Raw genomic sequence first — 13,809 nt, 5'->3', positions numbered from 1 at the left:
CTTGTCGATCTGCCCTGAATTGGGCCCAATGGCGCAACAGTTAACAAAAGGCGGCACATGGCCATTCTCTTGGGCGTCGACACCGGCGGCACATACACGGACGCGGTTTTGCTGGATGAAGATAGCGATACCGTTCTGGCATCCGCCAAATCCCTGACGACCCGGCCCGATCTGGCAACGGGGGTTGGGCGCGCAATCGACACTGTTCTTGCCCAATCCGGTGTTTCGGCAGGCCAGATCGCAATGGTTTCCCTGTCAACGACCCTTGCAACCAATGCCCTTGTCGAAGGGCAAGGCGGGCGCGTTGCCTTGGTCTTTATCGGCTTTGATCAGGCAGAACTGTCCCGCGCAGGCCTTACCGAAGCCTTGGCTGGTGATCCTGTGATCCTGCTTGCGGGGGGCCACAGCCACGCCGGGAACGAGGCAGCGCCGCTTGACCTTGGTGCGCTTGCGGCGCGCCTGGCTGATCTGCCCGATGGTCTGACCGGTTTCGCGGTCGCCGCCAGTTTCGCGACCCGCAATCCCGCCCATGAAATCGCCGCGCGTGACGTGATCCGACAGATCACCGGCAAACCCGTGACCTGCAGCCACGAACTGTCCTCGGCGCTTGGTGGGCCAAAACGCGCGCTTACGGCGGTGTTGAACGCCCGTCTGATCGGCATGATTGATCGCCTGATCAGCGCGTGCGAAGGGCATCTGGCCAAACTCGGGATCAATGCACGCCTGATGGTCGTGCGCGGTGATGGCGCGCTGGTTTCGGCCGATCTGGCGCGTGAACGCCCGATTGAAACGATCCTCAGCGGTCCGGCGGCCAGCATCGCGGGGGCAAGTTGGCTGACGGGTGAAACGGATGCGCTGGTCAGTGATATTGGTGGCACGACAACCGATGTATGCCTGCTGCGCGGTGGCAGGCCCAAGATTGATCCGCAGGGCGCACGCGTCGGCCCTTTTCGAACCATGGTCGAAGCTGTGGCGATGCGCACATGGGGTCTGGGCGGCGATAGTGAAGTGCATGTGCAAGACGGGCTTTCGGGCGGTTTGCACCTTGGGCCGCGCCGCCTGATGCCCGTATCATTGCTGGCGCAAACCCATCCCGATTTGGTGCATGGCGCGCTTGACCGCGCCTTGACACAAGACGCCCCGCCCCCGGAAGCCGGTCGATTTGTCGTGCCCCTTTGGGAGGCCGCGCCTGACGGGCTGGACAAGCGCGAAGCGGTGGTCATGGAGCGGCTGATGCAGGGCCCCCAGCGCATGCAGGACGCGGTGCAAACGCGGGTCGAAGGGCCAGCCCTTGAACGGCTGGTGAAACGTGGTGCCGTGATGATTGCCGGCGTCACGCCATCCGATGCGGCACATGTTCTGGGGCAGCTTGGCGCTTGGGATGAAATCGCCGCCCACAAGACCCTTGCGCTATTCGCGCGCCGCCGGATGGGGAGCGGTGACAGGATTGCAAAAGGCGCTGATACGCTTGCGCAAATGATCGTCGATCAGCTGACCCGGCAAACGGCACATTGCCTGCTTGAAGCCGCCTTTGCCGAGGATGATTTTAACTGGGGCGATCAACCCGTGGGCACCCTTGCCCGCCACCCCTTGATGCAAGCAGGTTTGGCCAGACATCAAGGCGTCGTGCGGATCAATGCGGGGCTGAATGTTCCCATCATTGGCCTTGGTGCCTCGGCGCAGAATTATTACGGCGCGGTCGGAATGGCGCTGCACACACCAACAATTCTGCCCGCACATGGGGGTGTGGCAAATGCCATCGGCGCGGTCGTCGGGCAGGTTTCCATGCATGAAAGCGGCAGTGTCACGAGCGCGGGCGAGGGCGCATTTGTTGCGCACCTTCCCAGCGGGCCGTCGCGATTTAGCGAGGCCGAGGCTGCGATGAGCGCATTGAGCCAAGCGCTTGAAGAGGTCGCCAGCACAAAGGCCCACGCCGCTGGTGTCGAGGAAATCCGCCTGACCTATGATCGCGAGGTGAAAGCCGCCGAAATCGAAGGTCAGACGATGTTTATCGAAGCAACAATCAAGGTGACGGCGCAAGGCCGCCCCCGAATTACGCTGGATTAGGCTCTATTTTGCTGCGTCACGACGCGGCAAAACCCAATCGGGTCGCACAAAGTGGCAAGTATAGCCGTTGGGCAACCGCTCAAGATAATCCTGATGCTCCGGCTCTGCCTCCCAGAATTCGCTAGCAGGTTCCACTTCGGTCACGACCTTGCCGGGCCATAACCTACTGGCCTCCACATCAGCGATAGTGTCCAGCGCCACCGCGCGCTGGGCATCATTGACGTAATATATGGCCGAGCGATAGGACATACCGCGATCATTGCCTTGACGGTTCGGCGTAGTCGGGTCGTGAATTTGAAAGAAGAATTCAAGCAAGCGCCGATACGTCATCACGTCAGGGTCAAAGATGACCTCGATCCCTTCGGCATGGGTGCCGTGATTGCGATAGGTGGCGTTGGGCACATCGCCGCCCGTATACCCAACGCGGGTCGAAATCACGCCGGGCATCTTGCGGATCAGATCCTGCATACCCCAGAAACATCCGCCTGCCAGAACTGCGCGTTCGCTCATGCAACGTCCTCCACTTGGTCGATGAATTTACCATAGCCTTCGGCCTCCATATCGTCGCGATGAATGAAACGCAGGCTGGCACCGTTGATGCAATAGCGCAGGCCGCCCCGATCCTTGGGACCGTCAGGAAAGACGTGGCCAAGGTGGCTGTCGCCGTGGGCGCTGCGCACTTCAGTGCGGATCATTCCATGAGTCATGTCGCGCAGTTCGTTGATGTGGTCATCTATGATCGGCTTGGTAAAGCTGGGCCAGCCGCATCCGCTTTCGTACTTATCCGAGGACGCAAACAGTGGCTCGCCAGAGACGATATCAACGTAAATCCCCGGTTCTTTGTTATCCAGATAAGGGCCGGTGCCTGCACGTTCAGTGCCGCTTTGCTGGGTTACGCGATACTGTTCAGGTGTGAGGGTGGCGATCACGTCAGGGTCTTTGCGATATGTGGTCATGGCGTCCCTTTCTTTGTTCAGATGCAGGATATGGGGTATTTGCGCGCAATTGCCAGTGATGTTGCAAGGCTCTCAAATCAGGGTGATCAGGTGCAACATCTTACGCTGCCTCACATTCGCGTCAGCCCGATTGCGCGACAACCTTCCATCAGCCAAAAGGTTTACAACAAGGGAGGCAAAATGCTTGACGCTGCCGCGCGCAAAATCATTGATCCGCCGCTGAATGCGCTTGGGCGCAGCCTTGGGGCGCGTGGCGTCTCGGCTGATGTGGTGACGATGGTCGGGCTGGGGCTGGGGCTGGTTGCGGCACTGCTGATCGTATTCGGCGCCTTTACCGCTGCGTTGGTGTTCCTGCTGGCGTCGCGCATTGCGGACGGGCTTGACGGGGCAGTTGCACGCGCGACCCAAAAGACCGACTTTGGCGGGTATCTCGATATTGCCGCTGATTTTCTGTTCTACGGGATGATTCCACTGGCATTCGTGTTGCACGACAGTGGCGCGAATGGTGTGGCCGGGGCTTTCCTGCTCACCAGCATCTATTTCAACGGCACCAGCTTTCTGGGATATGCAATTCTGGCCGAAAAGGCGCAGATGCAAACCACCGCGCAGGGCCAGAAATCGCTCTACTATTCCAATGGCATACTCGAGGGGTCCGAGACGATCATCTTTTTTGTGCTGTTGTGTCTGTTTCCTGCTTACTTTGCCCTGATGGCATGGGTCTTTGGTGCGCTGTGTTTTGTCACGGCGGGCTTGCGTATCCATGCCGCGCGGCAGCTATTCACTCCCTGAAAGGTTCACTCATGAAACACCTCGCCCTGATCGCCGCGCTTATGGCGCCCCTGCCCGCGCAGGCCAATCCCGACCCTGCCGACTGGGATGCCGTGATGACCGAGGCCGCGGGCCAGACCGTTTATTGGAACGCTTGGGGTGGGTCGACCACAACCAACGATTTCATCGCTTGGGTCGGCGCGCGCGTGGCCGAGGACTATGGCGTGACACTGGAACACGTCAAGCTGACTGATACCGCCGATGCCGTGACCCGCGTCCTTAGCGAAAAACAGGCGGGCGTCGATGATGACGGCGCGATTGACATGATCTGGATCAACGGCGCAAATTTCGCCGCAATGAAGGAGGCGGACTTGCTGTTTGGCCCCTTCGCCGAACAACTGCCAAACTGGGCGGTGGTCGATACCTCTGGCAAAACGGTGCAGACCGATTTTACAGTTCCTGCCGAAGGATACGAGGCGCCCTGGGCCATGGCGCAGGTCGTTTTCATTCACGACACCGCCGACCTGGCCGAACCGCTGGCCAACATGGCGGCGATCCTTGAATGGTCCACCGCCAACCCGGGGCGCTTTACCTATCCGCAGCCGCCGGATTTCCTTGGTGCGACCTTTCTGAAACAGGCGCTGGTTGATCTGATTGATGATCAAACCCCGCTTTATGCGCCTGCAACGGACGAAAATTATAACGCGGTCACAGCCCCGCTTTGGGATTACCTTGATGCGCTGACGCCGACCCTTTGGCGGCAAGGGCGCGCCTATCCGGCGACCGGCCCAGCGCAGTTACAACTGATTGCCGACGGCGAGGTCGATCTGGCGATTTCCTTTAGCCCCGGCGAGGCGACAACCGCGATCGCCAACCAACAACTGCCCGATACCGTGCGCACATTCGTGTTGGACAAAGGCACAATCGGCAACGCCAGTTTTGTCGCAATCCCCTACAATTCGGGATCAGCCGCGGGGGCGATGGTTGTCGCCAACTTCCTGATGTCGCCCGAGGCACAGGCCCGCGCGCAAGACCCCAACATTCTGGGCTATGGCACGGTGCTGGACATGGACGCGCTGACAGATGCAGACCGCGCGTTGTTCGACGCGCTCGACCTTGGGATCGCAACGCTGTCACCGGCAGAGTTGGGCCCCGTCGTTGCCGAACCGCATCCCAGCTGGATGACGCGGATCACCGATGACTGGACAGCGCGCTACGGCACGGCACAATAGGAACGCAGGCGCCCACCATGCCGCGCCTGATCGCCCTTGTCCCGATTGTAACGCTGTTGGCAATGCTTGGCCCTGTTGTGGCAGGGCTTTGGGGGACTGTGCTTCCGGCATTCGGCCATCTGTCGGTTGCGGGATTCAGCGGCCCGTCACTTGATGCATTTCGCATGCTTGCGGCCACACCGGGGATCGGCGCTGCGGTGCGATTGTCAGTGACAACGGGGCTACTGGCCACCGGTATTTCGGTGGCCATCGTCGTCTTGATCACAGGTGGCTGGTCCGGCACGCGGGCGTTTCGGGTACTGGAACGACTCTTGTCTCCGTTGCTTGCGGTGCCGCATGCCGCCGCAGCTTTTGGTCTGGCGTTTCTGATCGCGCCGTCAGGCTGGATCGCGCGGCTGGTCTCACCGGCCGTAACCGGCTGGAGCCGTCCCCCTGATCTGTTGATCCTGAACGACCCTTACGGGTTGGCGATGACCGCAGGGCTGATCATCAAAGAGGTGCCATTCCTGTTGCTTATGACGATCGCAGCCTTGGGGCAGGTGGAACAGCGCCGCAGCGTTATGGTCGCCCAATCCTTGGGATACGGGCGGCTGACCGGTTGGATGAAATCCGTGTTTCCACGCATTTATGTGCAAATCAGATTGCCCGTCTATGTCGTGCTGGCCTACTCGATGTCAGTGGTTGATGTCGCTGTGATCCTGGGGCCGACAACGCCGCCGCCGCTTTCGGTTCTGATCGTGAAGTGGATGGGCGATCCGGACATCGGGATGCGGCTTTTGGCGGCAGCGGGGGCACTGTTGCAGCTGGCGTTGGTTATCACAGCGCTTTGCGCGTGGCGGCTGGGCGAGATGATCGTTGCGCGGATTGGTTCGGCATGGGTCATACGGGGCGGGCGCGGGCGACTGGACGGCGCAATACGCCCGGTCGGGCTGGGGGCCGGTGCGCTGACAGCGGCGCTGATCTTTGCCGGGTTGGGCGGCTTGTTGGTCTGGTCTTTCGCAGGTTTCTGGAGCTTTCCGAACGCCCTGCCCGACAGTTTCAGCCTGCGCACGTGGATGCGGCACGGACCGGACGCCGGCGGTGCGTTCGGGGAAACTTTTGTCGTTGCGATTGCCGCAACCGGCTTGGCGCTGGCGCTTGTTCTGGGCTGCCTTGAAGCCGAACACCGTAGCGGGCGCAAGATCACCTCGCGCGGGCTTTGGTTGCTCTATATGCCATTGTTAGTGCCGCAAACTGCCTTCTTGCCGGGATTGCAAACTTTGCTGTTGGGGATTGGTGCAGATGTGGGGCGCGGCCCCGTGATCGCGGCGCATCTAGTGTTTGTGCTGCCTTACGTATTCCTGTCGCTTGGGGATCCCTACCGTGCATGGGACGGGCGCTATGGTGTCACTGCCGCCGCACTTGGGGCTTCTGCGGACCGCACGTTCTGGCAGGTGCGCCTGCCGATGCTAACGCGGCCAGTTCTTGTGGCTGTTGCCGTGGGGCTGTCAGTTTCGGTCGGGCAGTATTTGCCGACACTTTTGATCGGCGGCGGACGCGTCGCCACCCTGACAACCGAGGCCGTGGCGCTGGCATCAGGGGGTGACCGGCGTGCCATCGCTGTTTACGGTTTGGCGCAAACGGCGGCCGCGCTTGTGCCGTTCGCGCTTGCGCTCGTGATTCCTGCACTGGTCTGGCGCAATCGAAGGGGGCTTCATGCTTAAAGGTCTGGAATTGCGCGACGTGGTCATTTCCAAAGGCAGCACGCCCTTGGTGGAAATCAACGCCACGATCGCATCGGGCGAGGTCCTAAGCGTGATGGGGCCGTCCGGTGCTGGCAAATCGACGTTACTGGCAATGATTACCGGCAATCTTGCCCCGGAATTTCATGCAACCGGAGAGGTTTGGCTGGACGGGATGAACATCACAGACCTCCCGACCCATCAACGGCGCGTCGGTATCCTGTTTCAGGACGATCTGCTGTTTCCCCACCTGAGTGTTGGTGCAAATCTGGCGTTCGGGCTGCGCAGCGGCGGCAGCAAGCGGCACCGCGCGGCGCAGATCGCGCAGGCGCTGCGCGAGGTCAACCTTGAGGGCTATGCGGATCGCGATCCGGCGACCCTGTCCGGAGGGCAAAAGGCCCGTGTCGCCCTGATGCGGATGCTTTTGGCCGACCCTTGTGCCCTATTGCTGGACGAGGCATTTTCCCGTCTTGATTCCGCGCTGCGCACACAGGTCCGCGACCTTGTGTTCGAACGTGCGCGGGCGCGTGATTTGCCAGTTGTTATGGTCACGCACGACCTTGAGGATGCGAAGGCAGCTGGCGGCACTGTGTTCACAATTGCGCCGCATAAGAACTGAAATACCTGTAAACTGGTGCCGGTGATAGGACTCGAACCTACTACCCCATCATTACGAATGATGTGCTCTACCTGATGAGCTACACCGGCCTACCGGAGCGGCTGATAGCACCCAGACCGATCTTGGAAAAGACCTATTTTTCGTCCTCGTGCGCCGCGTCAATCACCTCGGCGTCAAGGGTTTCATCCTCTGTTTCATCCGATTGATCGGCAATCTGGCCAACGATGAGAGGGAGCATTTCAACACCCGCAGGCATCGCCACCTCTCCCGAGGCGGGTGTTTTCCACGACAACGTATCAAACGACCCGCAATTGCTGCAAACCGGGCCCCAGGCGGCATGGATGTTGTGACACTTGTCGCAAACCCACTGCGGCCCGCGCGATGCGGTCAGTGCTTTGGTCAACCAGCCGCGCACCACTTGGTCATCGCTTCCTTCACCCCGTTCAATCGCCGCCATAAGGGTCAGGTTTCGGGCCGTTGGCGCGGTTTCAACCAGATCGCGCAATGCTCGGCGCGCTTCGGGGAAATTCTCGGCCGAAATCTGAAGCTCGCAATTGAGCATGATCGTTTCGGGATCATCAGGGTTGATCCGCGTCAAGGCGCGGAACCGCTTGATACGCGCGGCCGGGTCCTCGTCTGGCACGATTTCGGCGAACACGGCGGCAAGATCAGGATGCGGATGCACTTCCCATGCCTTTTTGATGACGCGGGTGGCGTAACGTGCGTTGTCCTGTTCGATATAGCCGCGCGCCGCCATGACGGCAGCGGGAATCAGATCAGGGGACAGGCGGTTGGCTTCGATCGCGGCTTCGCGGGCATTGATCGAATTGCCCTCGGCAAGCACTTCGCGCGCCTCCGACAGCGCAAGAACGGCATCGCGGCGCTTGTGCACATCACGCGGAAGCGATCCGTTCTTCAGCTTGGCCGTCAGGGTCTGACGTGCGCCTTTCCAATCCTCGTTGGACGCTTGAAGTTGCAACAACACGTCCTGCGTTTCGACATGCTTGGGTTTGATGGCAAATGCTTTCTCGGCCAGTTTCAGGGCGGTTGCCGTATCCCCGTCAGCCAGCTTTTGCTTCATGATCCCGCGCACACCAACGAAACGCGTGCGGTCGTCCTGTAGCAACCGTTTATAGGTTTCTTCGGCCTTGCGCCGGTCACCGGCCAGTTCGGCCGCCTGCGCGGTCAGCAACGTGGTCAGTTCGGGGCGCTCAAGGTATTTTTCGGCCTTGGCGGCCTTGGCCAGCGCCAACTGACCTTCACCGGACGCAAGTGCCATCATCCCTTCGGACAATGCAGTAAAGCCCTTGCGCTCGCGGTTGCGACTAAAATAGCGCGAAATCGCGGTTTCGTCGCCGTTCAGAAACTTGAACGTCGCCAGCAAAAGACCCATCAGTTTCAACAGCAACCAAACCGCTAGCACCAAAAGGACCAGCCCGATGGCCAGTTCAAGCGGCGACAGGTTTGCATTGTAGCCCGCAATCGTAACATCGGCGCCACCGGACATGTTCAGCAAGTGAACCCCGCCGAATGTAAGGCCGGTCACGATGGCGATGAACGCGATAATCTTAATCAGGGACCAAAGCATCTCGGCAACCTCAATTCTGGTTCAGGGTTTGGGACAGGGCCGCGACCCCGGCAATGGCATCCGCGCGCGCCTGGGCCTGCCCGACCCAATCGGTCAGCGCGGCACGGCTCACTTCGGGAAGTGTTTCGATCTCGGCCAGGGCATCGGTCAGGCGACCCGTGCGCAGTGCGTCTTCCGCACGCGACAGGATTGCATCAGGCGCATCACCTTCGCGCGGCACAACAGAACGCACATCAAGCTGGTCACGCACAAACGCCATGAACCCGCCGGTTTCACCCGCAACACCTTCGTCACGGGCGGCAGCCATTGCCGCACGCGCGGCATCGGGGAATGCGTCTTGTAACTGCGTCATGGTCGCGACCCCGCCTGCCGCGGCCTGCACAGCTGCGGGAATGTCCGCATCCGTCGATGCCTGCAAATCTGCCAGCGCCCCATCAAATTCGGTGCCTGTGTCCAGCGCGATCTGGATACGCCCCAAGGCGGCACGCGCAGTCGCGGCCCGCGCCGTGGCGACAGCGTCTTGTTCGATCGCTGCCGTTTCGTCTTGGGCGGCGGCAAGCTGGGCGGCTGCGTCTTCGGCCATCTGACGTACGGATTCTTGTTGCGCGGCCATTTCGGCGCGCAATGCCTCAAGCTCGCGCTCGTAAGCAGCAAGCGCCGTGTCCGACAGGGTGCCATCGGCGCTTGGGCGCTTTTCAACCTCGGCCAGTCGCGCATCAAGCGCGGCAAGCGCATCGTTGATTGCCACGGAATCACGCGCGAGGGCGGCTTGCGTATCCGCCAAGGCAGTTTCCAGCGGCGCGATGTCAACAGCAGGAGGCATAGCAGCAAGCGCGGCCTCTAGCGCATCAATCTGCGCTGCCTGGTCTGCAATCATTGCACCAAAGTCGGGCATTTCGGGTTCGGTCGACATGTTGAAATACGTTGCGGCACCATAGCCCAGCGCAGCCGCAATCACGCCACCGAACACAAGTGGAACGAACGCATTGCGCGGCTTTTGCGCGGGTGCGGGCGGCGCGTCAGGGGTCGTATCCGGGGTCGTATCTGGTGTGATGTCATCTGCTTGCTCATCGGGCGAAACGGCGTCTTCCGGCACGGGTGCGGCCGCTGGTTCCGGTTCTGGCGCTTCGGGTTCCGCATTGGCAATCACTTCGGCGTCTTCAACAATGTCCGCTTTTTTGGCGGCGGCTTTGCTTTGCCGGGTCGTTTTTTTGGCCACGTTGACACCCCTTCCGATTCCGCATTCGCACGCTCAACCCTATCTTGCCAGATAGGGACCCTCAAGCGGCGTTACTTGGGGCAAACCGTCCCAGCCGCCGCGACGATCGCAGCGATCATCGCCACCCCGTCAGGCCGGCTTGCCACAACCACATTTTCGGGCACAAGCCCTGCCGCCGCGTGTGCAGCAGCATCACTGATTGCAACCACCGTGATCGGCGCGGCAAACGGTCCCTGATCTGCAACTAACGCAGCGCTACGCGGTGAATACAGGGGAAGTATCACGGGTGTTTCACCCTCAAGCGTCGCACGCGCCTGCGTGGAAAGGCTGCGTGCGTCTTGCTTGTAAACCACAAGGTCGTCGCAAGGGATGCCTGCATCTGTCAGTCGTCGGGCAAGATCAATCCGCGCATATGTCCCCCGTAAATGCAGCAACGGACCTTCGATGTGCATCTCTGCAAGGTCAGCCAAAAGCGTTTCCGCATCCATGGCATGATGTTTTACAGCATATCCGGCTTCACCCGCGGCACGCGCCGTCATTTCGCCGACACACCAACACGTTTTTGTCGCTGTCACGTCAGGGGCGTGGAGGACACCATGCACCGATGTAAAGATGACGCCACGATAAGCGGTTTTGCCAACGATCGCCGGAACGGCCATAATTTCGATCACGGGTGAACACACGATTTCGCATGCCGGTCCAACCCGCTCGGCCAACCGGATCGCAAGCCGGTCCGCCGCGGCCTGTGGTCGGGTTATGAGTATTGATGCCTTCACGCGCGGCCCCCGATCCATTGTTTGCGGCACCGGCAAGTGTTACCTGCCTCTATCAAAGGCGCAACCGGAACACGTTATGACCACCGATCTGACAATTCTAGGAATCGAAAGCAGCTGTGATGATACGGCGGCGGCAATCGTGCGTGGCATGCCCGATGATGCGTCGATCCTGTCGTCGGTTGTCTATGGGCAGGCCCCCCTTCATGCAAGTTACGGTGGCGTAGTGCCTGAAATTGCGGCGCGCGCACATGCGGAAAAGATTGATCACTGTGTCGAAGATGCCTTGCAACAGGCGGGTCTTTCGCTTGCCGATGTCGATGCGATTTCTGTGACGGCTGGCCCTGGCCTGATTGGCGGTGTCTTGTCCGGCGTGATGTGCGCAAAGGGGTTAAGTGTTGCGACTGGCAAGCCGCTGATCGGCGTAAACCACCTTGCGGGGCACGCCCTGACGCCGCGCCTGACGGATGGTGTCGCCTTTCCATACCTGATGCTGCTGGTTTCGGGCGGGCACTGCCAATTCCTGCTTGTCGCGGGGCCCGATTCCTATCGCCGCCTTGGTGGAACGATTGACGACGCGCCGGGCGAAGCATTTGACAAGGCCGCGCGCCTTTTGGCGCTGCCGCAACCGGGGGGGCCATCCGTTGAACAGGCCGCGCGCGCTGGCAATCCCGACACATACAAACTTCCCCGTCCGCTCTTGGATCGCGCGGGCTGCGATATGTCGTTCTCGGGCCTCAAGACCGCCTTGCTGCGCACCCGTGATGCAATCATGGTCGAACACGGCGGCCTGCCTGTGCATGCACGCAGTGATCTTTGTGCCAGCTTCCAACAGGCGGTTGCGGATGTTCTTGCTGAAAAGTCGCGCCGCGCACTTGAGATTTATCTTGCGTTGAACCCCGCAAAACCTGTTTTGGCCGTTGCCGGCGGGGTTGCGGCAAACGCGGCAATCAGGGAAGCATTACAAGCTGTTTGCGCCAAGTTAGACACTGTTTTTGTTGCGCCACCGCTTGCCCTTTGCACCGATAATGCGGCGATGATCGCCTATGCGGGGCTAACACGCTTCGCATGTGGGGACCATGACGATCTGGCCCTATCGGCGCGCCCGCGATGGCCCTTGGACAAGACAAGTCCGGCGCTGATAGGATCAGGCAAGAAGGGGGCAAAGGCATGAGTATCGCAGTCATCGGCGCAGGCGCATTCGGCACGGCCCTTGCGATTGCCCTGTCCACGAATGGGGATCGCGTGGCGCTTTGGGCGCGTGACGCGGATGCCGTGGCGCAAATGACAGCCAGCCGCGAAAACACGCGACGGCTGGCGGGCGTCACGTTTCCCGACAGTCTGGATGTCACCGCACGTCTGCAAGATGTTTTTGCCTGTGATGTCGTTCTGCTCGCTATTCCTGCGCAAACACTGCGTGGTTTTCTTGAGGAGCATCGTGATGCCTTGCAAGGCAAGGCTCTCGTTAGCTGTTGCAAGGGGATCGACATCGAAACGGGTCATGGCCCGACTGACCTGATCGCACGGATTGTGCCAAATTCGACCCCTGCCATGCTGACCGGCCCCAGTTTTGCAGCCGACATCGCGCGCGGCCTGCCCACCGCGTTGACGCTTGCCTGCGCCCATGAAGCCGCCGGCGAAATGCTGCAAGCGGTGTTGTCCACGCCCACCTTGCGGCTTTACAGGACGACAGATGTGGCGGGCGCGCAATTGGGCGGCGCATTGAAGAACGTAATGGCGATTGCTTGCGGCGCCTGTATGGGGGCCGGATTTGGCGAAAGCGCGCGCGCTGCCCTGATGACCCGTGGTTTTGCGGAAATGAAACGGCTGGCGGCAGCGTTTGATGGCGATCCCGATACCCTGGCCGGACTGTCCGGTTTCGGAGATCTGGCGCTGACCTGCACATCGGACCAGTCGCGCAACTATCGTTATGGTTTCGCCATTGGAGCCGGAACCGATTTCGATTCCACGGTGACAGTGGAAGGCGCTGCAACGGCAAAAGCAGTGTCTAAATTGGCCGAAAAGCTGAAAATTGATCTTCCGATCTGCGCTGTCGTCACGCGGTTGGTTGATCAGGAAATCACCGCGCAACAAGCGATGCAATTGCTTCTGTCGCGCCCTCTCAAGGAAGAATAACATGCGTTTCGCACTGATCACCAAAGACAAACCGGGCCACATCGACGTTCGCAAAGCCAACCGCGATGCCCACCTTGCCTATATCGCCAGCACGGGTGTTATCGAAATGGCTGGCCCGTTTGTCGACGAGGATGGTGTGATGTCAGGTTCCTTGATCGTCATGGACGTGGATGATCGGAACGCGGCGCAGGCTTGGGCCGACAATGACCCCTATGCCAAGGCAGGATTGTTTGAAAAGGTCCGCCTTGAGCACTGGAACAAGGTGATCGGCTAATGGCCTATTGGTTGTTCAAGTCCGAACCCTCCACATGGAGCTGGGACCAGCAAGTTGCCAAAGGTGACGCTGGCGAAGAATGGGATGGCGTGCGCAACTATCAGGCCCGCAATTTCATGCGCGCGATGGAAATAGGCGACCTTGGCTTTTTCTATCATTCGCAGACTGAGAAAGCGGTCGTCGGCATTGTCGAGGTTCGCGCCACTGCCCATCCCGACAGCACCACCGACGACGACCGGTGGGAGTGCGTCGATATCAGGGCTGTGCGCGGCTTCACCCAATCCGTCACGCTGGATCAGATCAAGGCGGATGAACGGCTGGCCAGCATGGTTCTGGTGAAAAACTCGCGCCTGTCCGTGCAGCCCGTCAAGCCGGATGAATGGCTGACCATTTGTGCATTGGGCGACACGAAAGCGTAGATTGTGTGGAAACTCGACGCCATAGTTCCCTTACCAA

The 13,809-nt window shown here is 60.3% G+C and carries 14 protein-coding genes and 1 tRNA gene; 9 read left to right on the top strand and 6 right to left on the bottom strand.

The window, feature by feature from the left end:
• Window positions 1-57 precede the first annotated feature (57 nt).
• Window positions 58-2,067, top strand: a complete 2,010-nt coding sequence (locus tag SJY21_RS10685) for a hydantoinase/oxoprolinase N-terminal domain-containing protein (RefSeq protein WP_377510135.1) — start codon at window positions 58-60, stop codon at window positions 2,065-2,067.
• 3 nt (window positions 2,068-2,070) lie between these two features.
• On the opposite strand, the gene msrA is transcribed toward SJY21_RS10685, so the two are convergent.
• Window positions 2,071-2,577, bottom strand: coding sequence for a peptide-methionine (S)-S-oxide reductase MsrA (gene msrA, locus SJY21_RS10680; protein WP_377510132.1), 507 nt, complete (start codon window positions 2,575-2,577; stop codon window positions 2,071-2,073).
• Window positions 2,574-3,023 (bottom strand): peptide-methionine (R)-S-oxide reductase MsrB, encoded by a 450-nt coding sequence (msrB, locus tag SJY21_RS10675; RefSeq protein ID WP_377510129.1) that lies wholly within the window; start codon window positions 3,021-3,023, stop codon window positions 2,574-2,576. The genes msrA and msrB overlap by 4 nt, the downstream gene beginning before the upstream one ends.
• Before the next feature lie 180 nt (window positions 3,024-3,203).
• Between msrB and SJY21_RS10670 the strand changes: the two genes are divergently transcribed.
• The 4 genes from SJY21_RS10670 to SJY21_RS10655 are packed head-to-tail and all read left to right on the top strand — an operon-like array spanning window position 3,204 to window position 7,363.
• Window positions 3,204-3,812, top strand: a complete 609-nt coding sequence (locus tag SJY21_RS10670) for a CDP-alcohol phosphatidyltransferase family protein (RefSeq protein WP_377510126.1) — start codon at window positions 3,204-3,206, stop codon at window positions 3,810-3,812.
• An 11-nt stretch (window positions 3,813-3,823) separates the two neighbouring features.
• Window positions 3,824-5,023 (top strand): ABC transporter substrate-binding protein, encoded by a 1,200-nt coding sequence (locus SJY21_RS10665; RefSeq protein ID WP_377510123.1) that lies wholly within the window; start codon window positions 3,824-3,826, stop codon window positions 5,021-5,023.
• A 17-nt stretch (window positions 5,024-5,040) separates the two neighbouring features.
• Window positions 5,041-6,726: an ABC transporter permease gene (locus SJY21_RS10660; RefSeq protein ID WP_377510120.1), complete on the top strand. Its 1,686-nt coding sequence runs from the start codon at window positions 5,041-5,043 to the stop codon at window positions 6,724-6,726.
• Window positions 6,719-7,363, top strand: coding sequence for an ATP-binding cassette domain-containing protein (locus SJY21_RS10655; RefSeq protein ID WP_377510117.1), 645 nt, complete (start codon window positions 6,719-6,721; stop codon window positions 7,361-7,363). The genes SJY21_RS10660 and SJY21_RS10655 overlap by 8 nt, the downstream gene beginning before the upstream one ends.
• Window positions 7,364-7,376: 13 nt before the next feature.
• Here the strand turns inward: SJY21_RS10655 and SJY21_RS10650 are convergent.
• The 4 genes from SJY21_RS10650 to SJY21_RS10635 all read right to left on the bottom strand — a co-directional run bounded on the left by SJY21_RS10650 (window position 7,377) and on the right by SJY21_RS10635 (window position 10,946).
• A tRNA-Thr gene (locus tag SJY21_RS10650) sits at window positions 7,377-7,452 on the bottom strand.
• A gap of 44 nt (window positions 7,453-7,496) precedes the next feature.
• Complete coding sequence (locus SJY21_RS10645) at window positions 7,497-8,951, bottom strand: heme biosynthesis protein HemY (protein WP_377510114.1); 1,455 nt, start codon at window positions 8,949-8,951, stop codon at window positions 7,497-7,499.
• A 10-nt stretch (window positions 8,952-8,961) separates the two neighbouring features.
• Complete coding sequence (locus SJY21_RS10640) at window positions 8,962-10,170, bottom strand: COG4223 family protein (protein ID WP_377510111.1); 1,209 nt, start codon at window positions 10,168-10,170, stop codon at window positions 8,962-8,964.
• 71 nt (window positions 10,171-10,241) lie between these two features.
• A complete protein-coding gene (locus SJY21_RS10635; RefSeq protein ID WP_377510109.1) occupies window positions 10,242-10,946 on the bottom strand; it encodes a uroporphyrinogen-III synthase in 705 nt (234 codons plus the stop codon).
• Window positions 10,947-11,022: 76 nt separating this feature from the next.
• On the opposite strand from SJY21_RS10635, the gene tsaD reads away from it, so the two are divergent.
• Genes tsaD through SJY21_RS10615 form a run of 4 tightly spaced genes read left to right on the top strand, consistent with a single transcriptional unit; the run spans window position 11,023 to window position 13,772 of the window.
• Window positions 11,023-12,117 (top strand): tRNA (adenosine(37)-N6)-threonylcarbamoyltransferase complex transferase subunit TsaD, encoded by a 1,095-nt coding sequence (tsaD, locus tag SJY21_RS10630; RefSeq protein ID WP_377510106.1) that lies wholly within the window; start codon window positions 11,023-11,025, stop codon window positions 12,115-12,117.
• Complete coding sequence (locus tag SJY21_RS10625; protein WP_377510103.1) at window positions 12,114-13,079, top strand: NAD(P)H-dependent glycerol-3-phosphate dehydrogenase; 966 nt, start codon at window positions 12,114-12,116, stop codon at window positions 13,077-13,079. The genes tsaD and SJY21_RS10625 overlap by 4 nt, the downstream gene beginning before the upstream one ends.
• Window position 13,080: 1 nt before the next feature.
• The gene (locus tag SJY21_RS10620) at window positions 13,081-13,353 is read left to right on the top strand and encodes a YciI family protein (protein ID WP_377510100.1); all 273 of its coding nucleotides are present in this window, start codon (window positions 13,081-13,083) and stop codon (window positions 13,351-13,353) included.
• Window positions 13,353-13,772 (top strand): EVE domain-containing protein, encoded by a 420-nt coding sequence (locus SJY21_RS10615; RefSeq protein WP_377510097.1) that lies wholly within the window; start codon window positions 13,353-13,355, stop codon window positions 13,770-13,772. The genes SJY21_RS10620 and SJY21_RS10615 overlap by 1 nt, the downstream gene beginning before the upstream one ends.
• Window positions 13,773-13,809 lie beyond the last annotated feature (37 nt).

The organism is Octadecabacter sp. R77987, assembly GCF_042466115.1.
Classification (GTDB): Bacteria; Pseudomonadota; Alphaproteobacteria; order Rhodobacterales; family Rhodobacteraceae; genus SW4.
This window is presented reverse-complemented; position numbering and strand designations above follow the sequence as displayed.

What these genes read in the sequence shown, in the direction of transcription:
- SJY21_RS10620 (WP_377510100.1), top strand. Translation starts at nt 13,081, where the DNA reads ATGCGTTTCGCACTGATCACCAAAGACAAACCGGGCCACATCGACGTT.
- SJY21_RS10660 (WP_377510120.1), top strand. Translation starts at nt 5,041, where the DNA reads ATGCCGCGCCTGATCGCCCTTGTCCCGATTGTAACGCTGTTGGCAATG.
- SJY21_RS10645 (WP_377510114.1), bottom strand. Translation starts at nt 8,951, where the DNA reads ATGCTTTGGTCCCTGATTAAGATTATCGCGTTCATCGCCATCGTGACC.
- SJY21_RS10665 (WP_377510123.1), top strand. Translation starts at nt 3,824, where the DNA reads ATGAAACACCTCGCCCTGATCGCCGCGCTTATGGCGCCCCTGCCCGCG.
- SJY21_RS10670 (WP_377510126.1), top strand. Translation starts at nt 3,204, where the DNA reads ATGCTTGACGCTGCCGCGCGCAAAATCATTGATCCGCCGCTGAATGCG.
- SJY21_RS10625 (WP_377510103.1), top strand. Translation starts at nt 12,114, where the DNA reads ATGAGTATCGCAGTCATCGGCGCAGGCGCATTCGGCACGGCCCTTGCG.
- msrA (WP_377510132.1), bottom strand. Translation starts at nt 2,577, where the DNA reads ATGAGCGAACGCGCAGTTCTGGCAGGCGGATGTTTCTGGGGTATGCAG.
- tsaD (WP_377510106.1), top strand. Translation starts at nt 11,023, where the DNA reads ATGACCACCGATCTGACAATTCTAGGAATCGAAAGCAGCTGTGATGAT.
- SJY21_RS10685 (WP_377510135.1), top strand. Translation starts at nt 58, where the DNA reads ATGGCCATTCTCTTGGGCGTCGACACCGGCGGCACATACACGGACGCG.
- SJY21_RS10615 (WP_377510097.1), top strand. Translation starts at nt 13,353, where the DNA reads ATGGCCTATTGGTTGTTCAAGTCCGAACCCTCCACATGGAGCTGGGAC.
- SJY21_RS10655 (WP_377510117.1), top strand. Translation starts at nt 6,719, where the DNA reads ATGCTTAAAGGTCTGGAATTGCGCGACGTGGTCATTTCCAAAGGCAGC.
- msrB (WP_377510129.1), bottom strand. Translation starts at nt 3,023, where the DNA reads ATGACCACATATCGCAAAGACCCTGACGTGATCGCCACCCTCACACCT.